Source organism: Rhodococcus sp. APC 3903, from assembly GCF_030407755.1.
GTDB classification, from domain to species: domain Bacteria; phylum Actinomycetota; class Actinomycetes; order Mycobacteriales; family Mycobacteriaceae; genus Rhodococcus_F; species Rhodococcus_F erythropolis.
The window spans coordinates 124,290-145,847 of the sequence record NZ_JASDCV010000004.1 but is presented as its reverse complement, the minus strand read 5'-3'; the positions used below and the strand labels follow the sequence as shown (position 1 = coordinate 145,847).

Sequence of the window (21,558 nt, the reverse complement as noted above, 5' to 3'; positions counted from 1 at the left end):
TCCTGGTGCTCAGTGCCAGCGGTGGTCGGCAACGGCAGTTCGCGGACCGAACTTGGGTTTGACGGCTTGGCCGCTGACCTGCAGAAGCCGCACCGCGCGGTATCGATGCGGTTGGAGGGGAGCGAGGTACTGCACCATCTGGGCGTCGTCGATCGGTTCGCCCAGGAGCGACCAGCCGACGACCGCAGCGAGGTGGTAGTCGCCGACCGAGAGTGCGTCGGAATCGCCGAAGGCGCGCTGAGCCACTTCCGCGGCAGTCCAGATCCCGACGCCGGGCACCGCTCGCAATCGTTTGGTCGCTTCGGCCCTGGGGAACGATGACGCCTGCTCGAGGCGGTCGGCGACGCGAGCGCACTGAACGATCGTCTTGGATCTCGCGGGATCGACATTTGCGCGATGAAACTCCCACGACGGCATTCGTCGCCATTGGTCCGCGGTGAGTGGAACTCGCATTCCGTCGGGCGCGGGGCCGGGTGGGCGCTCCCCGAATTTGGTCAGCAGCCGGCGCCATGCGGCAAACGCGTCGATGCCGTGGACGCGTTGCTCGAGGATCGCGGGAACGAGGGCTTCCATGACGCGTCCGGTGCGGCCGATGCGCAGATGAGGGAAGCGTCGATGAGCTTCGGCGAGCTTGGGATGCTCGGGCGCAAAATCTTCGGCCTCGTCGTCGAGACCGAGCAGAGCTTCGGCGCCGGTCAGAAATTCCGTGGCGCCGGGACCCCAGGCCTGTACCCGGACCGTATGGCGATCCGACTGCGTGATGCGGTAGGTCACAGGACCCGAAAGTTGGCGGGAAACTCGCCAGATCGCTCCGTCGGCTGACCGTCGATGTGCGGGGTCGCCGGGTCCGCGCTGATGCGGGCTGAGCGTCAGCGCGGCATCGAGCGGTCGCTGAGAAGTCACCGTGACTTCGTCGACCGGAGATAGCGGCGTCATCGAGGTCAGCGTATCGCCACCGTCCATCCTCCGTTAAGGCGTGTGTCGGTGGCGCAACGTATTGTCCGAGCCATGATCATCGTGAGCACCGACGGATCCTGTCTGCGAAACCCCGGCGGGGCTATCGGCTGGGCGTGGGTCAATCACGAGGGTCCGAGCATGTCCGGCGGAGAAGCGTCCGGCACCAATCAGATTGCCGAGTTGCGTGCGCTCTTCGAGGCCGTCGTCGCCCATCCCGGTGCTGATCCTCTGCTCATCGAATCCGACTCGCAGTACGCCATCAAGTGCGCGTCGGAATGGCTGCCGAGTTGGAAGCGCAAGGGCTGGAAGACCGCGAGCGGCGGGGCGGTCAAGAACCTGGAACTGGTGCAGAGCATCGACCGAGCCATCACCGATCGGGTCGGTCCGGTGCGCTTTCGTTGGGTGCGCGGGCACGTCGGCAACCACTACAACGAAATGGCAGACAAGCTGGCCGGCGAAGCCGCACGCGCCATCGTCTCGGGGGACATCGCATCGGTCCCGCTTGCTGCCCCGGTGAAGAAGGAACCGACCGCCGTGAACTCCCCTTACAAGGAGAAGTCCACGACGGCCGAAGAACCGGCAGATCTGTTCACACTTTTCTGAGCGGTTCAGAAACCGTCGGCAACCTGAACCAGTGCCCGGCCGGTGTACTTGCCTTCGCGCACCTGATCGATCACCGAGACGACATCGCGGACGGCAACGAGGTTCGTGATCTCCTTCAGATGACGTGGGGCCAAGTCGGAGCCCAGACGGGCCCACAGCGCGCGACGGGGGGTCGATCGGCATCAATACCGAGTCCATGCCCAGCAGTGAGACTCCGCGGAGAATGAACGGCAGCACGGTCGTTGGCAGCGCGGCGCCGCCGGTCAAACCGCTGGCGGCCACAACACCGCCGTAGTTGATCGTGCTCAGAACGTGAGCGAGGGTCTTTCCACCGACGCAGTCGACGGCCGCCGCCCACTGAGATTTTCCGAGCGGGCGAGGCTTGGCGTCGGGATCTTCGGGGAGCCGGCCGATCACCGAAGACGCACCGAGTGACGTCAGAAGGTCTGCCGCGCCTGGCTTACCGCTGGAGGCGACCACGTCGAAGCCTGCGCTTGCCAGAAGGTCGACGCTGACGGTGCCGACTCCGCCGCTCGCGCCCGTCACCAGGACGGGACCGTCGGCGGGCTTCACTCCGCTGGCCAGAATGGCTTGGACGCTCATGGCTGCGGTGAATCCTGCCGTGCCGATTGCAGCAGCGTCGGCGGTGGAAATGCCGTCGAGCTTCACGACCCACTCGGCAGGCAAACGGGCGATCTCGGCGTAGCCGCCGTTGCGGGCGGTCCCGATCTCGTAGCCATGTGCGACGACCTTGTCGCCCGGGGCGAATGCGTCGGACTCGGAGGCAATGACCTCGCCGGCGACGTCGATGCCGGGGACGATCGGGTACTCGCGAACCACCCCGCCTTTCGGCGTGACCGCGAGAGCGTCCTTGTAGTTGACGCTCGAATACTCGACGCGAATGGTGACCTCACCTGCCGGGAGGAAGGATTCGTCGACGGTTTCGGGGGCGAAGTCGATGGTGCCGTCGCTTTCGCGGGCGACCCAGGCGTTGAAAGTAGTCATGGGTCGAACATAAAGGCCTTCGGCCCTGTGCGCCTTTTCGGTAGTGCGAACTACCGGAAAGGCGCACAGGGCGGAGCCCCTAGATCAAGCTGCCCTCATGCACCGCCCGATCGAATGCCGGCAGCGGACTACCGTCGCGCAGGGTTGTCGCCAATGCCGGATCGGCGAGGTGGAGACGGCCGATCGCGATCAGATCGAACTCACCGCTGCCGATGCGTTCCTCGAGCTGTGGGATGTTGTCGACGACAGGGGTGACGCCTTCGATACGGCTGTCCCGCAGCGACTTTCCGATACCGACGCTGCCGACGGCCATCGTGACGGCGCCGGTCAATTTTTTCGCCCAGCCGGCCAGCGAGAGATCGCTGCCTTCGAAGGCGGGGACGTCGAAGCGCCTGATGCTGGCATCGAGAACGTCGACTCCGGCGTCGACCAGCGCGCCCAGGATGACGCCCAACTCCTCGGGGGTCTCCGCGATCTTCGCGGTGAAATCCTGCTGCTTGTGCTGCGAGAAACGGTAGATGATCGGCAGATCCGGTCCGATGGCCGCGCGGATCGCAGCGACGACGGCGGCCGGGAACTTGGTTCGACGCTCCAGGTCGCCGCCCCACGCGTCGTCGCGCTGGTTGGTGCCCTCCCAGAAGAAGGAATCGAGGAGGTAGCCGTGACCGCCGTGGATCGCGATACCGTCGAAGCCGAGTTCGACGGCGTGCTTCGCGCTACGGACATACGCGTCGATGACGTCCTGGATGTCTTGCTCGGTCATCGCTTCGGTGCTCGCCTGCGCGCGTTCGACGTAGGCCGCGGAGTACGAGGTGACGCCGAGCGGACCCCACTCGCCCGAGGGACGCATCGGCTTGAGCGAAGGGTCCATCTGCGTCATCGCGCCCCACAGAGGCCCGACGTGCCAGAGCTGAGGCACGATCTTGCCGCCAGCAGCGTGCACGTCGTCGACTACCTTGCGCCATCCGGCCTGAGCAGCGGGAGTGTGGAGGTTGGGGACGTTGGCGTGGTCGACAGCAGTCTCGTGATCGATCGCGACGCCTTCGGTGACGATCAGTCCGGTACCGCCCTCGGCGCGTCGGCGGTAATAGTCGGCGACGTCGCGGCCAGGCACGCCCTCGATGGAGTACGTGCGCGTCATCGGCGACATGACTATGCGGTTGGACAATTCGAGCGAACGGATGCGGAGCGGTTGGAACAGCGGGTTGGTCACTTCGTCACAGCGCTTTCATGAATCGGAAGAATCCGGGGTCCTGGTCGACACGGAGCCGGGTGAGGGTTCGGTAGCTGATCAGCCACTTGCCGTCTTCTTTGCGGTATTCCTCGTGGTAGTGGCCGTAGCCGTGCAGGTGTAGTTCTTTCTCGCCGTCGTTCCACCACAGCATGTCTTCCATCGCCCAGATACCGGTTGCGGTGGTGGGTGAGGTCAGCACGATTTCGGGAGTGTGTGCGTGGTGCGCCGTGGTGAGGGGGATGTCGCCGTCGAGCATGTTCCGAATTGCCGCGGTGAGTTTGTCGATGCCCACTACCTGGTTCGAGGTGTCACCGGTCTTGGGTTGCTTGTCTGTCGGGAGTCCGCCCCACGTCTCGCTGACGACGTCTGCGGTGTGCAGGGTTGGGTAGACATGCCACTGCTTGGTGTCCATGCAGCGTAGGCGCGCGGCGAAGACACGTTTGATTTCCTCGATTGCGAGCAGTTCCTCGACGGCACTGATCGATCCCACTTCGGACTCGGCCTGAGACATTCAACCTCCAACGGTGATCGGCAAGATGGGTTCACATTCGGGTGCTCAGCGCGGGCCGTCAACGACCTGTCCCGGTGAGCGCGACGGCACTCGGTATGGTCGAGCGAACGAAAGGGGTGTCAGACGTGTGTACCGAAGAGGTCCCATCGACCGGACCGGAGGAGATCGCCGAGGTTCGGGCTTTCTGGCGCGAGTTGGGTGTTCCTGGCGTGATCGACGTCCATACCCATTTCATGCCGAAGAGCGTCATGGACAAGGTGTGGGGCTACTTCGATTCAGCGGGACCGATGATCGGTCGACCATGGCCGATCGCGTACCGACTTGCCGAGGAGGAGCGGGTACACCGTCTCCGCGAGTTCGGTGTCCGGGCTTTCACGTCGATGATCTACCCGCACAAGCACGCGATGGCCGAGTGGCTCAATCAGTGGGCCGTCGAATTTGCCGCGCAAACACCTGATTGCCTGCACACGGCCACGTTCTATCCCGAGGAGTCGGCGGCGTCGTACGTCGGAAAGTCCCTGGAGTCGGGCGCGCGAATCTTCAAGTCCCACATCCAGGTCGGAAACTACGATCCGAACGACCCTCTGCTCGACAAGGTCTGGGGTCAGCTCGAGGACTCCGAGACGCCCATCGTGATTCACTGTGGATCGGGACCGGCGCCGGGGGAGTACACGGGACCCGATCGCATTGCTTCGCTGCTCGCACGGTACCCGCGCCTGTCTTTGATCGTCGCCCACATGGGGATGCCCGAGTACAGCGAATTCCTCGATCTGGCAGAGGCTTACGGCAACGTCCGCCTGGATACGACCATGGCGTTCACCGATTTCACGGAAGAGCAGTGCGCCTTCCCGAAGGCAGACGTTTCACGGCTCGTCGACATGCAGGACCGGATTCTGTTCGGTAGCGACTTCCCGAACATTCCGTACCCGTATCTCACAGCCTTGCAAGCGGTTACGCGCTTCGATCTCGGAGACGAATGGCTGCGAGCCGTCGTGCACGACAACGCTGCGAAACTCTTCTCGGTGAGCTGAGCCCACCGAGAAGTATTTCGCTCAGCGCAATTTGATGCTGCCGCCGTCGGCCATCAACGTCTGTCCGGTCATGTACTTGGAATCCTCGCTCGCCAGGAATACCACGACGGGAGCGATGTCGGTTTCGGGATCACCGATGCGTCCGAGAGGTACCTTGGCAACCGATGCGGCTGCGCGCTCGGGGAAGGCTTCCTGCCACTTGACGACGCCTTCGGTGGCGGCGAACGGGCAGACCACGTTGACCCGAATGCCTTCCGGCGCCCACTCGTTGGCGACGACGCGCGTCAGGCCTCGCACAGCTTCCTTGGCCGCAGCGTAGGACGTCTGGGTGGGCATTCCGTCCAAACCTGAACCCGATGCGAAGTTGACGACCGAACCCTTGGTCTTCGCGAGTTCGTCGTGGCACGCCTGCATCAGGTGGACAACGGGGTAGAAACCGGTGTTGAAGGACAGGTCGAACATGTCCTGCGTGGTTTCGAGCAACGGAGCCTGACGGGACGCGTGAGCGTTGTTCACCAGGATGTCGAGCTTGCCGAAAGCTTCGAGCGCGGCGTCACGGATCTGCTCGGCCGAACCGGCGGCAGCAAGGTCGACGTTCAGGAACTTGCCGGAGCCGGCCAGTTCTTGTTCGAGGGCCTGGCCCTGCTCGTCGTTGATGTCGACGAACAGGACCTTCGCGCCTTCACGGGCGAAGACTCGGGTGATGGCACGACCGATTCCACCGGCGCCGCCGGTGACGATCGCTACCTTGCCGTTCAACCTCATGAAAACGCTCCTCTTCGTAAGTGCTGCTTAAACTGTTGCGGTCTCGTCGACTGCAAGTGCGATCTTTTCGAGGCCGGCGATGCTGTAGGCAGCGTAGGTCTCGTGCGGCCCACGGCCGGAGAAGTAAGACGAGAGCTGGCCACCGAGTTCTTCGACGGTGAACGCGGATCCGGCTGCGTCGAAACGGTTCTCGACCTTGGGTGCTTCCATCAACGCCACCATCTTGCCGTAGACGACGAAGACCTGTCCGTTGATCTCGTCGGAATCGGGGGATGCGAGGTAGCTGACCAGGGTTGCGACGCGCTCGGGTGCAAGCGGATCGAGGCCGACGACGCCGGTGTTGTTCTCGCCGAAGGCTTCTGCCGTCATGGCGGTGCGGGCACGGGGGCAGATCGCGTTCGTGCGGACGCCGTAGCGGGAGAGACCTGCTGCGCTCGAGAGCGTCAGAGCGGTGATGCCGGCCTTGGCTGCCGAGTAGTTAGGCTGTCCGGCGCTGCCGAAGAGGAAGGCCTCGGAAGAGGTGTTGATGATGCGGCCGTAGACCGGTGCGTCGGCTGCCTTGCTGGCTGCGCGCCAGTGGACTGCGGCCGCGTGCGAGGTGGCGGCGTGGCCCTTGAGGTGCACGCGGATGACGTCGTCCCAATCGGATTCGGTCAGGTTGAAGATCATCTTGTCGCGCAGGATGCCTGCATTGTTGACGAGGATGTCGAAGGATCCGAAGTTCTTGACAGCCTCTTCGATGATGCGCCCGCCGAGCGACCAGTCGGAGACGTCGCCGGTGATGGCGAGCGCCTGTCCACCTGCGGCCTTGATCTCGTCGACCACGTCGTTGGCCGCTGCACCCATGTCGTTGACGATGACGGCTGCACCGGCAGCCGCGAGTCCGAGTGCTTCGGCGCGACCCAGGCCGGCGCCGGCGCCGGTGACGGCGGCAACTTTGCCTTCCAAGCTCAGTGATTGCGTCATGTCGTGCTCCTTCGATCCGGTCTGGCGGGTAGGTACAGCAAAATTAGTATTCATTCTAATTTGAAGTCGAGAGTTCGGCAGTCTTTCCGAAAAAATCATTCGAACGAAATCAGAATTAGTTCTAGTTTTGAGCAGAAGTTTGACCAACTGAGGAGCAGTCTCACTCAGCGGGAGCGGTGATCTGGGTCACGAGCGCTGCATGCCACCTTGGGTCGACGCGGCGATCCCACCGCGTACGCGTTTGCGTCACCACCGATCCGCTCAGTTCTCGGCCGCACTCGTCGGCTCCAGGGTCGGATAGTTCTCACCGAAAACGCAGTACGGTCGGCCCCGAATTCACCGGGCCGGACATCAAGGAAGGCACCAGCAGTGTCACTGAATTTGGCAGATCTGTACGAGGGCATTTCGGATCTGATTCCGGACCGCACGGCGCTCGTGTGCGATGGTCGTCGTCGCACCTACGTCGAACTGGACGAGGGATCGAACCGCATTGCCCGCCACTTGGCGAGTGTCGGTGTCGGGCCGGGCGATCACGTCGCTCTGCACATGCGCAACAGCGTCGAGTTCGTCGAGAGTTTGCTCGGCTGCCTCAAGATTCGTGCGGTCCCGATCAACGTCAACTATCGCTACGTCGACGCCGAACTGACCTACCTGTACAACGATTCGCAGTCGGTGGCACTGATCGTGGACGAGGAGTTCGTTTCCGTCGTGGAGACGGTTCTCCCGGCCGCGCCCGGCATCAAACACGTCGTTGTCGTCGGCGAGTCGGCCGTCCGCGATATCGAAGGCGTCGACGTCGTTCGATTTGCCGACGCTGCCGCGGAGCAGCCCGCCACTCGTGACTTCGCGCCCCGCAGCAACGACGACCTCTTTGTCATTTACACCGGCGGCACGACGGGGATGCCCAAGGGTGTCATGTGGCGTCATGAAGACTTCTACTTCGCGGCGCTCACCGGCGGAAATCCGTTCGGTCCGCCGCACACGACCGCTGAGGCTCTGTTCGCCGCGGTGTCGAACGTTCCCGCGATGAACATGCTCAGTACCGCACCCCTGATGCACGGTGCGGCGTCGTACTCGCTGTTCACCGGATTCTTCATGGGCGCCAACGCAATTCTCATGGCGCGGTTCGACGCGAAGACGACCCTGCAGCTCGCCGGGAGTGAGAAGGCCGTCTCCATTACCGTCGTCGGAGACGCGATGGCCCGTCCGCTCGCAGACGAATTGGCAGCAAACGCAGCAGATTACGACCTCGGCACGGTCGGCATGGTCTCGTCCGGCGGGGCCTTGTTCTCGCTCTCACTGCGGGAGCAGCTCAAGTCGATACTTCCGAACCTGGTGATCCGCGACGGATTCGGCTCCTCGGAGTCGGGCGTCGACGGCAATCTCGAGATCGGCGAAGACGGCCTGATGCGCATCGCCGCTCGCGACGAGACCCGCGTCGTGGACGAAAGGATGCGGCCGCTGGAGCCGGGATCGCCCGAGACCGGTTACATCGCTCGCAGTGGTCACGTGCCGGTCGGTTACTTCAATGATCCGGTCAAGACCGCGGCTACGTTCCCGGTGATCGACGGGGTGCGGATGTCGGTGCTCGGCGACGTCGGGCGCGTGGAAGCCGACGGCTCGATCGTCCTGCTGGGGCGTGGTTCTCAGTGCATCAATACCGGCGGGGAGAAGGTGTACCCCGAAGAGGTCGAGCAGGCACTCAAGAGTCACCCGGCGGTGCTCGACGCTCTGGTCGCGGGAATTCCGGATGCGAAGTTCGGTGAGCGCGTCGCTGCGGTCATCACGACCCGCGAAGGCTTCGACGTCCCGGACGCTGCCGAGATCGGTGAGCATTGCGCGTCGCAGGTCGCTCGGTACAAAGTGCCGCGCACCGTCATGAATGTTCCGTCGATCAGGCGTTCTCCCAGCGGAAAGGCCGACTATCGCTGGGCCAAGGCCACTCTCGCCGAGCAAGTTTCCTAGTCCGGCCGGAGCCATCCAGCGCGTTTGTGAGGGACGCGTTGGGTGGCTCTGGTGCTCTAGCCTGTCACCGTCAGAACCAGCAGAGCGACGTTGAGTGCAACGATCAAGCCGGCCGCAATCCATGCCGCGACGGTCGTGAACGGGGCATTGCGCGCGTCGCCCATGAGTTCGGAGTCCGAGGTCATTCGCACCAGCGGGATGATCGCGAAGGGGATGCACAGGCTCAAGACCACTTGGCTGAGCACGAGTGCCAGCGTCGGGTCGACGCCGAGTCCGAGCACGATCAGTGCCGGGATGAGAGTGACGATTCGGCGTGTGATCACCGGAATGCGAATGGCCAGAAGACCATGCATGATCTCGGCGCCGGCCGCGCACCCCACGGAGGTCGACGCGAGTCCGGAGGCGAGGAGTCCGATCGCAAACACCACGGCTACACCCGGACCGAGTGAATTCTCGATCGCGGCATGCGCGCCGTCGATGGTGTCGGTGCCGGGTACTCCGCGCAGCGCCGAAGCGGCCAGAAGCAGCATGCCGATGTTCACGCCGCCGGCGATGATTAACGCGACGACGACATCCCAACGGGTGACTTTGAGCAGTCGCTGCAACCGTGGCCCGCGTTTGATGTGGCCGTGGCGATCACGTGCCAATGCGGAGTGAAGGTAGATCGCGTGCGGCATGACCGTTGCTCCGAGCATGCTGGCGGCGAGCAGTACGGTCTCGGTTCCTTCGAAGCGGGGGACCAGTCCGGCGACCGCTTCGCTGCCGGAGACGTCGGTGAAGGCGAGCCCGGTCAGGAAGCCGATGGTGATGATGGCCAGCAATCCCATGACCACGAACTCGAAAGTGCGCTGTCCGCGCCGACTTTGGATCGTCAGGATCACCATCGACACGCATCCGGTGATCAACCCGCCGAGGAAGAGCGGGATGTTGAAGAGCAGGTTGAGTGCGATGGCGCCGCCGATGACCTCGGCCACGTCGGTCGCGATCGCCATCATCTCGGCCTGGAGCCAGAAGGCGCGGCGGTTGTTCTTACGCAGGCGCTGACCCAGCATTTCGGGCAAGGATCTGCCGGAGACCAGCCCGAGTTTCGCGGACAGGTACTGCACCAGGACGGCCATTGCATTGGCGAGTACCAGCACCCAGATGAGGAGGTAGCCGTACTTCGCGCCGGCGGTCAGGTTGGCGGCGACGTTACCCGGATCGACGTACGCGATTGCCGCGACGAACGCCGGACCGAGCAGGGCGATGGATCTTCCCGTGGGTCGTCGGCGCGGAGTCGTCGGCTCTTGCGTACTGGTGCTCATCGGTCTCCTGGTCACACGTGCTCGGACCTGTTGGTTCGAATATGTGAACTATAGAGTTCGGGGAACCGAACTTTCAACAGCTGTGTGCGGTCAGCGACCGCAGAGGGTCCCTAACCGCGCACAGGGGTTAGGCCGTCACCCCGGCGGCCAGGAGAGCGCGGGCCTCGGGTCGGCCGTCGAGGAGCGCGTTGGTACGCAGTTCGACCTTCCACTCGCCGTCGGTCTTGATCAGTTCCCAGCGGTTCGCGGTGATGCGGAGGACCTTGAACCCCGTCGGGTTCTCGGGGTCCTTGATGACCAACTGCGAATGGCAGGTCGCGACGGCCTTGTTGCCGTCGATGCGGATGTGCGCGGGCGTCATCATGTGAGCCGCGCCGTTCATGATCCAGTTCTGGTGAGAGGCGCTGTGAACCATCGCGCGCAGTTCGCCGCGGCCGTGCATCGCGCCGGTGTCGACGTCGTAGACACCGTCCTCGAGCCACAGGTTCGCGACCTCGTCGGCTGATCCACTGTCGACGGCAGGGCTGTACGTGGTCAGCAGTTCGGTGATCGCGAGCTTGTCCTCGAGCAATTCCACTCGGGCGAGCAGAGATTCGATCAGGGCGGTCGAGTCGGTCATCGGTACGTCCTTTGCATTGGATTGTCGGCAAATCAGGAAGTGGTGAAAGAAGAGCCCTCGGCGAGGGCGATTCGGTGAAGTTCTTCGAGTTGTTCGCAGTAGTGCTCGACGCTTCGAGCGCCGACCGAGCAACTGGCTATGGTCGCCCCGGCGTCACGGACGCGTGTCAAGGCGCGAAGGGCGGATTCGCGATTGCCGAGGGGGTCGAGCGGAGCACCGGCGGGAAGCACTACGTCGAATCCGTCGGGGAGCGTCGTGGCGTCGAGCATTTCCTTCAGCTCGGAGAATCGCAGCTCGAACGGCACCCACCCGTCGCCGTGTGTGGTGGCCCGGCGCAACGATCTCTTGGTCCGGCCGCCGATCCAGAGGGGCACACGTTTCTGGACGGCATGGGGTTCGACGACAAATCCGGAGTAGTCGTAGAACTCGCCGTGATACTCCGGAGTCGGAGTCGACAGTGATGCTCGAAGTGCTGCCAGAGCGTCGTCGGCACGTGCTCCTCGGTCGACGAACGGAGCATTTATGAGATCGAATTCTTGTTTCAGAGTCCCCACTCCGAGACCGAGTATCAGGCGTCCGTTGCTGACGCGATCAAGCGTTCCGTAGCGCTTGGCGATCTCGAGGGGGTGGTGATAACCCAGTACCAGCACCTGCGTCGCCAGGAGGATCCGCGACGTGCGTGCGGCCAGGTAACCCAGCGTGGCGAGCGGATCCCAATAGGTTCCGCCGCGTTCGGTGGCAATTTCTTCGGGAACCGCCACGTGTTCACTGCAGGTCAGATGATGGAAACCGAGTCGATCCGCCGTGGCAGCCACTGTGGCGATCTCGCCGATGTCAGCACTCGCCTCCCACTCCGAACGCGTGCTCGGGTGCTGAATCAGGACCGGCGTGACGATTCCCAGGTGCATCGGGCGTTTATAGCGCTCCCACCGACGCGGCGGCGGGTGAATTACCGCTGATCGGGATCGAAACGACCGATTCACTTTCCAGAAACTGTGACCTGGGTTATAGTCGGTAGAATCAATTCCAGTTTTCGGGAGGCGTCCATGACCATCGTTGACATGAACGACACACTGTCCACCGTCCAGAACGCCGCCGGGCAACCCAAGAAGGATCTGCCGCCGTCGATGGTCGAGCGGATGACATTGATTCTCGACGCCTTCGACGGCCGCGCCGCGCGGCTGACGCTGGAAGAAGTCGCGTGCCGCACTCAGTTGCCGCGGTCCACCGTCCACCGCATTCTCGATCAGCTCGTCAAGCTGGACTGGGTCGATCACGCATCGTTCGGCTACTGCCTCGGGCGCCGCGCGCTCGGCCTCGGTGGTGGCGACGGCGGCCACAGCCAGATCCGCGAAGCCGCAGCACCGCTTCTGCACGAACTGCACCTGCAGACCGGCATGGTCGTTCACCTGTCGGTGCTCGACGGACGCGAGAGCGTCTACCTCGACAAGGTCGGCGGACGATTCGCCGCGGCGCTGCCGTCCCGCGTCGGCGGCAGAGTGCTCGCTCATTCGACGGCCGGCGGCAAGGCGATGCTGGCATGGATCGACCCCGAGCGCGTCGACGCTCTGTTCGGGTCGGCACTTCCCCGCTGTACCGAGAACACCATCACCGACGTCGCCGTGCTCCATCAGGAACTGAACCGCATCCGTCAGCGTCGGGGACTGGCCTTCGAACGCGGGGAGTCGGCGCGTGGAGTCGCATGTGTGGCTTCGGCAATTCGCGGACACGAGGGTCCCGTCGGCAGCATCGCGTTGTGTGGTGACATGCGGACCGCTCAGCTCGAGCGAGTTGCTCCGCTGGTCGTCGACGCGGCTCGCGAGGTCTCGCGGACGTTGTACCCCGAACTGGGTGCTCCTCGACGCGGCCGCAAGACGCCTCCCGTTCCGACCAATACGTTCTCGGCGGAGACGATGGATCGCCTGCTGGCAGCGTCGTCCGACCACTGGATCTGACGTATTTTGATCGACTTGTCTCGCTGATCGGGACGAGTCATAGCAGCTCAGCGGTACTGATGGCACCGTTCGGACCATGACGACTGAACTGAGCTACGAGGGAACCCTGAAGGAACTGCAGACCGATCTCGGTGTGCTCCGGTACCACGAAGCCGGCGACGGCCCGCCGCTCCTGCTGCTGCACGGTTCGGGCCCCGGTGTCACGGGTTGGCGTAATTACCGCGGCGTTCTCGCGGACTTCGCGGAGCACTTCCACTGCTACGTTCTCGAGTTCCCCGGATTCGGCGTCAGCGATCCCGGCCCCGACCACCCGATGATGATGGCGCAGGCATCGGTGGGGATGTTCCTCGACGGCCTCGGCCTCGGACCTGTCCACATGATCGGCAACTCCATGGGCGGCATCGTCGCCACCAAGGTTGCGATCGACGAACCGCACCGGGTGAGCAAGCTCGTCACCATCGGCGGCATGGGCAAGAACACCTTCTCTCCCGGCCCTGGTGAAGGCATCAAACTTCTCATGGAGTTCACCGACAACCCCACCCGCGAAGCTCTGGTCCGGTGGCTGCACTCGATGGTCTTCGACCGCGCGGTCGTCACCGAGCAGCTCATCGAAGAGCGCTGGGCCCTGGCCACCGAGCCGACGACGCTCGAGATCGCCCGCCGGATGTACAGCAGCAAGGCCATGGCCGCCATGGGCGCGGCTGCCGCTGCGTCGACCGCCGTGCCGTACTGGGCGCAGCTGAACAAGATCAAGGCGCCGACGCTGTTGACCTGGGGACGCGACGACCGCGTCAGCCCCGTGGACATGGCGATACTGCCGATGCGCGACATCCCCAACGGCGAAGTTCACATCTTCCCCAACTGCGGACACTGGACGATGATCGAAGCCCGTGACGCCTGGGTCGCGTCCGTTCTGGCATTCCTGACGCGTCCAGAAGGCAAGTAGGGGCTTCGCCCCCGTGCGCCTTTTTGGTAGCTCCCACTACCAAAAAGGCGCACAGGGGGTGCTCCCACTCACCGGGAAGCGTTTCTGCACTTCGGCGGGCTACCTGCCACCGTTTCACCAACAGATTTTCATTCTGCCCAGGCACTCGCCGGGTAGCGAAACCAGAAAGCCGGAAAAATCATGGGTCAGGTTCTGGACAACATCTCACAGTTCGCCGACGAGATCCGCGCCGACGGAGTCGAGGGCGACAAGCTGATGCGCTTGACGGACGGCAGCGCGAAGCGTTTGCGCGACTCCGGCGTGATCCGGATGTTCCAGCCGAAGGAGTTCGGAGGCCTGGAGGCACATCCGCGTGAATTCGCCGAGACGGCAATGGCTATCGGCGCGATGGACGGTGCCACCGGTTGGGTCAGCGGCATCGTCGGTGTTCATCCGTGGGAACTTGCGTTCTTCGACCGCAAGGCTCAGGAAGAGGTGTGGGGAACCGATCCCGATACGTGGATGGCGTCGCCGTATGCGCCGATGGGCGTGGCGAGGCCGGTCGAGGGTGGATACATCCTCAACGGTCGCTGGTCGTTCTCCTCCGGTACCGATCACTGTGACTGGATCATGATCGGCGCGATGGTCGGTGACGAGTCCGGTAAGCCGCTGATGCCGCCGAAGCACCTGCACGTACTGCTGCCGCGCTCCGATTACGACATCGACCAGGACAGCTGGAATGTCGTGGGCCTGCGCGGAACCGGGTCGAAGGACCTGATCGTCAAGGACGCGTTCCTGCCCACCTACCGCACGATCGACGCCGGAAAGGTGTACGACGGGACGGCGTGGAAGGAAGCGGGCCGTACGGAGACGTTGTACAAGTTCCCGTTCTCCTGCATTTTCCCGTTGGGGATCACCTCGTCGTTGATCGGTATCGCTGAGGGTGCGTTGGCGTGCAACATGGCGGCGCAGCGTGAGCGTGTGACGGTCAGTGGTGTTCCGATCAAGGAAGATCCGTACGTGCTGTTCGCGATCGGTGAGGCTGCGGCCGAGATCGCTGCTTCTCGGGCTGCGATCTTGGAGACGGTGGATCGTTTCTGGGACATGACCGAGAAGGGGCAGGAAGTTTCGTTCGAGCTTCGTGCGATCGGTCGGCGTACGCAGACTGCTGCGGCGTGGCGTGCGGTGCGGGCGGTGGACGAGATCTTTGCTCGTTCCGGTGGTGGCGCGTTGCAGTTGAACACGCCGATGCAGCGGTTCTGGCGTGACGCTCATGCCGGTCTCGCGCACGCGATCCACGTACCCGGTTCCATCTTCCACGCGTCGACGCTCTCGCAGCTCGGTGGCGAACCGCAGGGCATCCACCGCTCGATGATCTAGTCCCACAATCACTCTCGAAGCAAGGACGGTTAGGCATGACTGAAATTCGGGGCCTGGGGTATCTCAGGATCCAAACGCAGGACGTGGCTCGCTGGCGCGAGCTCGTGGTCGACGGACTCGGCCTCGCGGTCGGTAGTGGCCCGGAAGCCGACGGCCTCTACTTGCGCCTGGACGAGCGTCGTGCGCGACTGATCGTCCTGCCCGGTGAGACGGACAAGGCTCTCGCAGTGGGTTGGGAAGTGCGAGATCAGTTCGCGCTCCAGCGTGTTCGTGAAGAGGTCGAGAAGGCCGGAGTCGAGGTCGAGGTTCTTTCCGAGGTCGACGCCAGCTACCGCGATGCCGAGCAGGTCATCGCATTCGACGATCCCAACGGCAACCGCGTCGAGGTCTTCTTCGGACCGGTACTCGACCACAGCCCGTTGGTCACCCCGCACGGCGGCCGCTTTGTCACCGGTGATCAGGGACTCGGCCATGTGGTGCTTCCGGTTACGCGTTTCGACGAGGCGTACACCTTCTACACCGAGGTGCTCGGATTCCTTCCGCGCGGTTCCATCCGTCTCGGCGGAATCGATGCGCCGCCGCCGGCTCGCCGCGTTCGCTTCATGGGTGTAAATCAGCGCCACCACAGCCTGGCGCTGTGCCCGGCGCCGCCGGTTGACGAACCCGGTCTCGTGCATCTGATGATGGAAGCCGAGACTCTCGACGCGGTCGGTCAGGCTCTCGATCGTGTTGCCAAGCTCGGCTTCTCGATCTCCTCGACGTTGGGTCGCCACACGAACGACAAGATGGTCTCGTTCTACGTGCGCGCACCCGGTGGTTGGGATCTCGAGTTCGGTTGCGAAGGCACGCTTGTCGACGAAACCTTCTACACCGCTGAGGAAATCACGGCGGACAGCTACTGGGGCCATGACTGGTCCGACAGTGAACCGCTGGCCGCGTTCACTCCCAAGAGCTAGTTCTGACGCAACAAAAAAGCTCGGTCCCGACGCCTGTCGGGACCGAGCTTTTTCGTATGCTCGATCAGGAAGCTGCTGCTGCCAAACCGGTTTCGAGGTCGGCGAGGATGTCGTCGATTCCTTCGATACCGACCGCGAGGCGGACGAGCCCCGGGGTGACACCCGAAGCGAGCTGCTCCTCGGGGGTGAGCTGCGAGTGCGTCGTCGACGCGGGGTGGATGACGAGTGAGCGAACGTCACCGATGTTGGCGACGTGGCTGTGCAGCGTCAGTGCGTTGACGAACTTCTTGCCTGCATCGACTCCACCGGCGAGCTCGAACGCGACGATGGCGCCGGTTCCCTTGGGAGCCAGCTGCTTTCCACGCTCGTGCCAGGGTGAGGATTCCAGTCCGGCGTACGCGACCGACGTGACTTCGGCGCGGCCCTCGAGGAATTTCGCGACCTTCTGGGCGTTGGACACGTGGCGCTCGATGCGCAGGCTCAGTGTCTCGATGCCCTGCGAGATGAGGAAGGCGTTGAACGGTGCGATGGCCGAGCCGAGGTCGCGCAGAAGCTGAACGCGTGCCTTGAGGGCGTAGGCGGGTGCACCGAGATCGGCGAAGGTGACGCCGTGGTAGCTGGGGTCGGGGGTCGTGAAGTTGGTGTGGCGTCCCTGGGTCCAGTCGAACGTGCCGCCGTCGACGATGACGCCGGCGATCGCGGTGCCGTGTCCACCAAGGTATTTGGTGGCGGAGTGGACGACGATGTCGGCGCCGTGCTTCAGCGGCTGAATGAGGTACGGAGTTGCAACCGTGTTGTCCACGATCAGCGGGATACCGTGCTCATGAGCGACTGCGCTGATGCCGGGGATGTCGAACACGTCGTTCTTGGGGTTGGAGATGGTTTCGCCGTAGAACGCCTTGGTGTTCGGACGGATCGCCTCACGCCAGTGATCGAGGTTGTCCGGGTCCTCGACGAAGTCGACGGTGATGCCGAGCTTGGGCAGCGTGTAGTGGAAGAGGTTGTACGTGCCGCCGTACAGGCGGGGGCTGGAGACGATGTGGTCCCCGGCCTCGGCGAGGTTGAGGATCGCGAAGGACTCGGCGGCCTGACCGGACGCAACCAGCAGAGCCGCGACTCCGCCTTCGAGAGCGGCGATGCGCTGCTCGACGGCGTCCTGCGTCGGGTTCATGATGCGGGTGTAGATGTTGCCCGGCTCGGCGAGGCCGAAGAGCGCCGCCGCATGGTCGGTGTTGTCGAAGACGTAGCTGGTGGTCTGGTAGATCGGAAGCGCTCGAGCGTTGGTAGCGCTGTCCGGGCCCTGTCCGGCGTGGACCTGCTTGGTTTCGAACGACCAATCGGCGGTCGGATCGGTGTCGACGGGGGTGTTCTCGCTCATGAATTCATACTCCGTGGTGAAGGTGGGTTGGTGCGGGTCAGGCGGTTTCGACGACTGTATGCACTGGGACGGGATTTCGGGTGAGATCGAGTACGGGGCAGTGGGCGTCGACCGTCTCCTGCAACTCGAGGTATCGCTCGCGAGTTTCCGGACCGGTCAGGGTCACCACGACGCGAACCTCGGAGAATCCCGGGCGGACGGCATCGTCGAATCCGAAGAATCCACGAACGTCGAGGTCGCCTTCTGCCCTGGCCGAGATGTCGTCGAGCGCGATACCGAGCTTGTCCGCCCACACACGGTAGGTGACCACCTGGCAGGAGAGCAGGGATGCGAGGTAGTACTCGACGGGATTGGCTGCGGTGTTCTCGCCGCCGAGGGCCGGCGGCTCGTCGACCTCGACGGTGTACTTACCGAGAGAAATGGTGCTGGCAACGGCGTCGTGCGCCTGAGCAGATGCCTTGAAGACGACGTGCGCTTTGCTTACGTCCTTGTCGATGGCGTCGGCATTGGCTGCTACGACGGAACTCAGGTGCGAGATCGAAGCGGTGGTCATGACAGAAATGTCCCCTGATCTGGGTGTACATACGAGTATCGACGTGAGCGGCGCTCACGTCGTAGGTCCGATCAGTAGATCGGACACCCGGATGTACAGACGTGCGCAAAATCGACATGGCGTCGCCGCGTCAGCAGCGTGCCCGTCTCGTATGCGCCAATTCCCGTCACGGAAGAGACTGTAACCGGTTCACACCCTTTCCGACCAGCCCTATAGGAAATCCGTCTCGGATCGTGGTCGCTCATGTGGGCGGCAGTCCGCTCCACTGCGGCGTCCGACGGCTCGCAAAAGCGTCGAGTCCTTCGGCGATGTCCGGCGATCGGAGCACCGCGTCCTTGGCGTCGTCGGTGATAGTCCATCCGGCAGTATCGGCCTCGGCGTAGAGAGCGTCGATTGCCTTCAGGCTCAGGCTTACCGAGGTCGGAGAGGACTCGCAGATCTCGGCCGCCATCACCAGAGCCTCGTCGAGCGCCTTACCCGGGGCACTCACTGCATTGACGACGCCGAGATCTTTGGCCCGATCGGGATCGAGAGTGCGTCCGGTGATCAGGAGTTCGCGAGCGACATTGATCGGAAGGGCACGTGGCGCCCGAAAGAGCGCACCGGACGTCGCAACCAGACCGCGTTTGGTTTCGGGTAGGCCGAATTGTGCTGTGGCGGAAGCGACGATCAGATCGCAGGCCAATGCGATTTCGAAGCCGCCACCCAGCGCGTACCCCTCGACCGCGGCAATCAAAGGCTTGTTTCGCTGACGCCGAATGACGCCGTACTCACCGCCGCGAGGCATGCGAAGGTCGGCTCGCTCTCGGATATCGGTTCCGGCGCAAAAGATGTTGGGGGTTCCGGTGATGATGCCGACCCACAGCGCAGGGTCGTCGTCGAGAAGGTTCAGTGCGGCTTCGATGCCCTCGGCAGTTTCACGATTGATCGCATTACGACGTTCTTCGCGTTCGATCCTGACGATGAGAACGCGGTCGTGGCGTTCTGTGGAAACAGGCGACATAATTGGACTGTAGTCCATCTATCGAAGGGGTGGTGCGTCAACTGGCGAGACCGCCATTGGACACATTCCGGACTGTGGCGAAGACTGTGTCCTGAGGCGGAGAAAGGCAGGTCGACGTGATTTCCAAACGAGAACAGAACAAGCGCGATACCAACGACAGGTTGCTCTTAGCTGCTCGAATTCTGTTCTCGGCAAAGGGTTTCGCCAGCACGACCGTCGACGACATCGCCGAGCGAGCCGAGGTGTCGCGAGCCACCTTCTTCAATTACTTCCAGGGCAAGGACTCGGTTCTCGAGGCGCTGCACAGTGATCATCTCGATCAGCTTGCGGCACTGGTGGATCAGCTCATGGAATCGCCGATGCCGACCTCTGATCGGATCTCCCGGATTTTTCAGGACTTTGCGCAACAAGCGATCATGCATCCGCGCTATCTGCGCATGGTGACTGCAGAACTCGAGCGCGACTTCGCCTCCTCCGGAGCGGGGGCGGCACACGATCATCGGTTCCATGTGGAACTTCTGCGGATCGTTACTGCCGGTATCGAAGCCGGCGAAGTGAGATCGGACTACCCGCCGCTGTTTCTCGCGCAGATGATCGGCGGTACGTACGGAGCGTTGGTCCGCTTCTGGCGGCAAGACGCCGATTACGACGTGGTCGGCGAATTCGATCGCGGTGCCAGGTACGTCGCGGAAGGCATCGCTGCTCGCTGAGCCGACTCAGGACGTGGTGCAGGCTCAGGGTGTGGGCACTACCAGGGGCAGCATCTGCTGGACGCTCTCCGAAAGATAGTTCGCGGCAGTCTGATCACCGGACAGATGACGCAGCAGACTCTGCTGGAACAGGCCGTCGAAGATCGCGTACATCGCCGGCGAGGTGACAGAGGGCTCCACGTCGAGAAGCTCGGCATAGCGAGAGACGATGCGCCAGATCATGTTTTCGAGACTCTCGTCGATCGCGGCCACGTCGGTTCGGAACGACTCCTCGAACATCGACTGCGCGCGCAGGTCGTACCAGAGGCGGTGCATCGTCGGCTCGTCGATCATGGTCTCGGCGAGCAGCGCGCCGAAACCCGTTTTCAGTTCCTCCGGCGTCTGAGCGGTGGCGACGATGCCGTCGTAGCGGGTGACGCAGCGTGCCTTGTAGTGGCGCACGCAGTGGGTGATGAGATCGACCTTGTCGCTGAAGTAGTAGTGCAGGACGCCGTGTGAGAACTCCGAATTCTGGGCGATTTCGCGCAGGCTCGTGCGTGCGTAGCCCAGTTCCGCCAGCGTTTGCAGTGCGGCCTCGGCCAGTTGATCACGTCGCTCAGAGAATTTGTCGACCTGACGACGTGACACCTTGTCTGCGTTGGACCGCTTCTCCGAAGAGGCAGGAACCGCCTTTTTTCCTGCCCCACTTGGCTTCTCGACTGTCGTGGTCACGATGGCACGTCCTGTTCCCTGCAGTTTCCACAGCGGCACGATCGCCGCGTCCGAATCAGTGTAACCCCTGGTCTTTGACGAGCGTGTAACAAAATCTTGACAGTCGTCAAGATTTCTCTTGACACTCGTCCAAAGTTGAATACTCTGTGACTCACACCACTTGGCAGCGTCGCTGTGAACGGTGGCATCGCGGGAGTCGTTTCAGTCATGGAGGCAGTCGAAAATGAGCGTGTTTGATCTCGAGGGACGAAAAGCACTGGTCACAGGTGGTGCCAAGGGGCTCGGAGCCGGAATGGCTGAGGCGTTGGCGAAGGCGGGGGCGTCGGTGATGATCGGCGATGTTCTCGAAGACGAAGGTCGTGCCACCGCAGAGGCCGTTGGTTCGGGCGGAGTCAAAACCGGGTTCGTAAAGCTGGACGTCACCGACGACGCCAACTGGGAAGAGGCAGTCGCCGCCACCGCGGAGACTCTCGGCGGCTTCGACATCCTCGTCAACAACGCAGGCATCGAGATTTCCTCGCTGGTGGTCGACCTCGATCCGGGCGACATCCGCCGTATGTGTGAGGTCAACATCCTCGGCACGGCGCTCGGAACCAAACACGGACTGCGCAGCATGCGTCCGGGTGGCGTAGCCGGAACCGGCGGCTCCATCATCAACATCTCTTCAGTGGCCGCAACCATTCCGTTTCCCGGGATCAGTGGATACTCCGCGACCAAGTCCGCGGTCGATCGCTTCACCAGGGTTGCCGCCGCCGAGTCGGGCAAGCTCGGCTACGGAGTCCGGGTCAACTGCATCTACCCGGGCCTCGTCGCCACGGAGATGGGTCTCGGACTGGCTGCGGACATGGAGAAGCTCGGCCTGTGGCCCAGTGCCGAAGCGGCAGTCGGCGACGTCATCGGTCTCACCCCGCTCGGCCGCCTCGGTGAAGTGAACGACATGGCTGACGCCGTGGTGTTCTTGTCCTCCGACGCGGCACGATTCATCACCGGAATCGGCCTACCGGTCGACGGTGGCATGGGCATGTAA

At 63.3% G+C, this 21,558-nt stretch carries 21 protein-coding genes and 1 pseudogene; 9 read left to right on the top strand and 13 right to left on the bottom strand.

Going from position 1 to position 21,558, the window contains the following annotated elements; translation table 11 throughout:
* Positions 1–9: 9 nt before the first annotated feature.
* Positions 10–963, bottom strand: coding sequence for a DNA-3-methyladenine glycosylase (locus QMA15_RS07390; protein ID WP_019745390.1), 954 nt, complete (start codon positions 961–963; stop codon positions 10–12).
* A gap of 45 nt (positions 964–1,008) precedes the next feature.
* On the opposite strand from QMA15_RS07390, the gene QMA15_RS07385 reads away from it, so the two are divergent.
* Positions 1,009–1,560 carry a ribonuclease H gene (locus QMA15_RS07385; protein ID WP_007729467.1) on the top strand — a complete coding sequence of 184 codons (552 nt, stop codon included), beginning with the start codon at positions 1,009–1,011 and terminating at the stop codon, positions 1,558–1,560.
* Positions 1,561–1,565: 5 nt separating this feature from the next.
* Here QMA15_RS07385 and QMA15_RS07380 read toward each other — a convergent pair.
* From QMA15_RS07380 to QMA15_RS07370, 3 genes and pseudogenes are all read right to left on the bottom strand, one after another.
* Positions 1,566–2,565: pseudogene (locus QMA15_RS07380) on the bottom strand (acryloyl-CoA reductase).
* Positions 2,566–2,644: 79 nt separating this feature from the next.
* Positions 2,645–3,778 carry a 12-oxophytodienoate reductase gene (locus QMA15_RS07375; RefSeq protein ID WP_279164229.1) on the bottom strand — a complete coding sequence of 378 codons (1,134 nt, stop codon included), beginning with the start codon at positions 3,776–3,778 and terminating at the stop codon, positions 2,645–2,647.
* Positions 3,779–3,782: 4 nt separating this feature from the next.
* Positions 3,783–4,310, bottom strand: a complete 528-nt coding sequence (locus QMA15_RS07370; RefSeq protein WP_019745387.1) for a nuclear transport factor 2 family protein — start codon at positions 4,308–4,310, stop codon at positions 3,783–3,785.
* 125 nt (positions 4,311–4,435) lie between these two features.
* Between QMA15_RS07370 and QMA15_RS07365 the strand changes: the two genes are divergently transcribed.
* Positions 4,436–5,341 (top strand): amidohydrolase family protein, encoded by a 906-nt coding sequence (locus tag QMA15_RS07365; protein ID WP_195849550.1) that lies wholly within the window; start codon positions 4,436–4,438, stop codon positions 5,339–5,341.
* 21 nt (positions 5,342–5,362) lie between these two features.
* On the opposite strand, the gene QMA15_RS07360 is transcribed toward QMA15_RS07365, so the two are convergent.
* Positions 5,363–6,106 (bottom strand): SDR family oxidoreductase, encoded by a 744-nt coding sequence (locus QMA15_RS07360; protein ID WP_019745385.1) that lies wholly within the window; start codon positions 6,104–6,106, stop codon positions 5,363–5,365.
* A gap of 27 nt (positions 6,107–6,133) precedes the next feature.
* Positions 6,134–7,072, bottom strand: a complete 939-nt coding sequence (locus QMA15_RS07355) for a 3-oxoacyl-ACP reductase (protein ID WP_279164230.1) — start codon at positions 7,070–7,072, stop codon at positions 6,134–6,136.
* 369 nt (positions 7,073–7,441) lie between these two features.
* Between QMA15_RS07355 and QMA15_RS07350 the strand changes: the two genes are divergently transcribed.
* Entirely contained in the window at positions 7,442–9,037 is a 1,596-nt protein-coding gene (locus tag QMA15_RS07350; RefSeq protein WP_279164231.1) for an acyl-CoA synthetase, read from the top strand.
* A gap of 56 nt (positions 9,038–9,093) precedes the next feature.
* On the opposite strand, the gene QMA15_RS07345 is transcribed toward QMA15_RS07350, so the two are convergent.
* From QMA15_RS07345 to QMA15_RS07335, 3 genes are all read right to left on the bottom strand, one after another.
* Entirely contained in the window at positions 9,094–10,341 is a 1,248-nt protein-coding gene (locus QMA15_RS07345; RefSeq protein WP_084325358.1) for an Nramp family divalent metal transporter, read from the bottom strand.
* 127 nt (positions 10,342–10,468) lie between these two features.
* Complete coding sequence (locus QMA15_RS07340) at positions 10,469–10,960, bottom strand: nuclear transport factor 2 family protein (protein ID WP_003939809.1); 492 nt, start codon at positions 10,958–10,960, stop codon at positions 10,469–10,471.
* A gap of 32 nt (positions 10,961–10,992) precedes the next feature.
* Entirely contained in the window at positions 10,993–11,868 is an 876-nt protein-coding gene (locus tag QMA15_RS07335; protein WP_290283820.1) for a TIGR03619 family F420-dependent LLM class oxidoreductase, read from the bottom strand.
* A gap of 138 nt (positions 11,869–12,006) precedes the next feature.
* Here QMA15_RS07335 and QMA15_RS07330 point away from each other — a divergent pair, with 138 nt between their 5' ends.
* The 4 genes from QMA15_RS07330 to bphC all read left to right on the top strand — a co-directional run bounded on the left by QMA15_RS07330 (position 12,007) and on the right by bphC (position 16,176).
* Positions 12,007–12,915, top strand: a complete 909-nt coding sequence (locus QMA15_RS07330; protein WP_020970849.1) for an IclR family transcriptional regulator — start codon at positions 12,007–12,009, stop codon at positions 12,913–12,915.
* Positions 12,916–12,991: 76 nt separating this feature from the next.
* Positions 12,992–13,861: an alpha/beta fold hydrolase gene (locus tag QMA15_RS07325; protein WP_019745379.1), complete on the top strand. Its 870-nt coding sequence runs from the start codon at positions 12,992–12,994 to the stop codon at positions 13,859–13,861.
* Positions 13,862–14,041: 180 nt separating this feature from the next.
* Positions 14,042–15,220 (top strand): acyl-CoA dehydrogenase family protein, encoded by a 1,179-nt coding sequence (locus tag QMA15_RS07320; RefSeq protein ID WP_003940250.1) that lies wholly within the window; start codon positions 14,042–14,044, stop codon positions 15,218–15,220.
* A 35-nt stretch (positions 15,221–15,255) separates the two neighbouring features.
* The gene (bphC, locus tag QMA15_RS07315; protein ID WP_020909199.1) at positions 15,256–16,176 is read left to right on the top strand and encodes a biphenyl-2,3-diol 1,2-dioxygenase; all 921 of its coding nucleotides are present in this window, start codon (positions 15,256–15,258) and stop codon (positions 16,174–16,176) included.
* 64 nt (positions 16,177–16,240) lie between these two features.
* On the opposite strand, the gene QMA15_RS07310 is transcribed toward bphC, so the two are convergent.
* The 3 genes from QMA15_RS07310 to QMA15_RS07300 form a co-directional block, all read right to left on the bottom strand.
* The gene (locus QMA15_RS07310; protein ID WP_019745377.1) at positions 16,241–17,554 is read right to left on the bottom strand and encodes a bifunctional o-acetylhomoserine/o-acetylserine sulfhydrylase; all 1,314 of its coding nucleotides are present in this window, start codon (positions 17,552–17,554) and stop codon (positions 16,241–16,243) included.
* A 37-nt stretch (positions 17,555–17,591) separates the two neighbouring features.
* Positions 17,592–18,107 carry an OsmC family protein gene (locus QMA15_RS07305; RefSeq protein WP_279164233.1) on the bottom strand — a complete coding sequence of 172 codons (516 nt, stop codon included), beginning with the start codon at positions 18,105–18,107 and terminating at the stop codon, positions 17,592–17,594.
* Between the two features lie 241 nt (positions 18,108–18,348).
* Positions 18,349–19,110, bottom strand: a complete 762-nt coding sequence (locus QMA15_RS07300; protein WP_290283819.1) for an enoyl-CoA hydratase-related protein — start codon at positions 19,108–19,110, stop codon at positions 18,349–18,351.
* Between the two features lie 116 nt (positions 19,111–19,226).
* On the opposite strand from QMA15_RS07300, the gene QMA15_RS07295 reads away from it, so the two are divergent.
* Positions 19,227–19,820, top strand: coding sequence for a TetR/AcrR family transcriptional regulator (locus tag QMA15_RS07295; RefSeq protein WP_019745374.1), 594 nt, complete (start codon positions 19,227–19,229; stop codon positions 19,818–19,820).
* 24 nt (positions 19,821–19,844) lie between these two features.
* On the opposite strand, the gene QMA15_RS07290 is transcribed toward QMA15_RS07295, so the two are convergent.
* On the bottom strand, positions 19,845–20,447 hold the full coding sequence (locus QMA15_RS07290) for a TetR/AcrR family transcriptional regulator (protein WP_020909198.1): 603 nt from the start codon (positions 20,445–20,447) through the stop codon (positions 19,845–19,847).
* 307 nt (positions 20,448–20,754) lie between these two features.
* Here QMA15_RS07290 and QMA15_RS07285 point away from each other — a divergent pair, with 307 nt between their 5' ends.
* Entirely contained in the window at positions 20,755–21,558 is an 804-nt protein-coding gene (locus tag QMA15_RS07285) for an SDR family oxidoreductase (RefSeq protein ID WP_019745372.1), read from the top strand.

Coding starts and splice junctions, on each gene's coding strand:
- QMA15_RS07335 (WP_290283820.1), bottom strand. CDS start 11,868: ATGCACCTGGGAATCGTCACGCCGGTCCTGATTCAGCACCCGAGCACG.
- QMA15_RS07305 (WP_279164233.1), bottom strand. CDS start 18,107: ATGACCACCGCTTCGATCTCGCACCTGAGTTCCGTCGTAGCAGCCAAT.
- QMA15_RS07370 (WP_019745387.1), bottom strand. CDS start 4,310: ATGTCTCAGGCCGAGTCCGAAGTGGGATCGATCAGTGCCGTCGAGGAA.
- QMA15_RS07320 (WP_003940250.1), top strand. CDS start 14,042: ATGGGTCAGGTTCTGGACAACATCTCACAGTTCGCCGACGAGATCCGC.
- QMA15_RS07310 (WP_019745377.1), bottom strand. CDS start 17,554: ATGAGCGAGAACACCCCCGTCGACACCGATCCGACCGCCGATTGGTCG.
- QMA15_RS07345 (WP_084325358.1), bottom strand. CDS start 10,341: ATGAGCACCAGTACGCAAGAGCCGACGACTCCGCGCCGACGACCCACG.
- QMA15_RS07360 (WP_019745385.1), bottom strand. CDS start 6,106: ATGAGGTTGAACGGCAAGGTAGCGATCGTCACCGGCGGCGCCGGTGGA.
- QMA15_RS07325 (WP_019745379.1), top strand. CDS start 12,992: ATGACGACTGAACTGAGCTACGAGGGAACCCTGAAGGAACTGCAGACC.
- QMA15_RS07390 (WP_019745390.1), bottom strand. CDS start 963: ATGGACGGTGGCGATACGCTGACCTCGATGACGCCGCTATCTCCGGTC.
- QMA15_RS07330 (WP_020970849.1), top strand. CDS start 12,007: ATGACCATCGTTGACATGAACGACACACTGTCCACCGTCCAGAACGCC.
- QMA15_RS07385 (WP_007729467.1), top strand. CDS start 1,009: ATGATCATCGTGAGCACCGACGGATCCTGTCTGCGAAACCCCGGCGGG.
- bphC (WP_020909199.1), top strand. CDS start 15,256: ATGACTGAAATTCGGGGCCTGGGGTATCTCAGGATCCAAACGCAGGAC.
- QMA15_RS07285 (WP_019745372.1), top strand. CDS start 20,755: ATGAGCGTGTTTGATCTCGAGGGACGAAAAGCACTGGTCACAGGTGGT.
- QMA15_RS07355 (WP_279164230.1), bottom strand. CDS start 7,072: ATGACGCAATCACTGAGCTTGGAAGGCAAAGTTGCCGCCGTCACCGGC.
- QMA15_RS07340 (WP_003939809.1), bottom strand. CDS start 10,960: ATGACCGACTCGACCGCCCTGATCGAATCTCTGCTCGCCCGAGTGGAA.
- QMA15_RS07300 (WP_290283819.1), bottom strand. CDS start 19,110: ATGTCGCCTGTTTCCACAGAACGCCACGACCGCGTTCTCATCGTCAGG.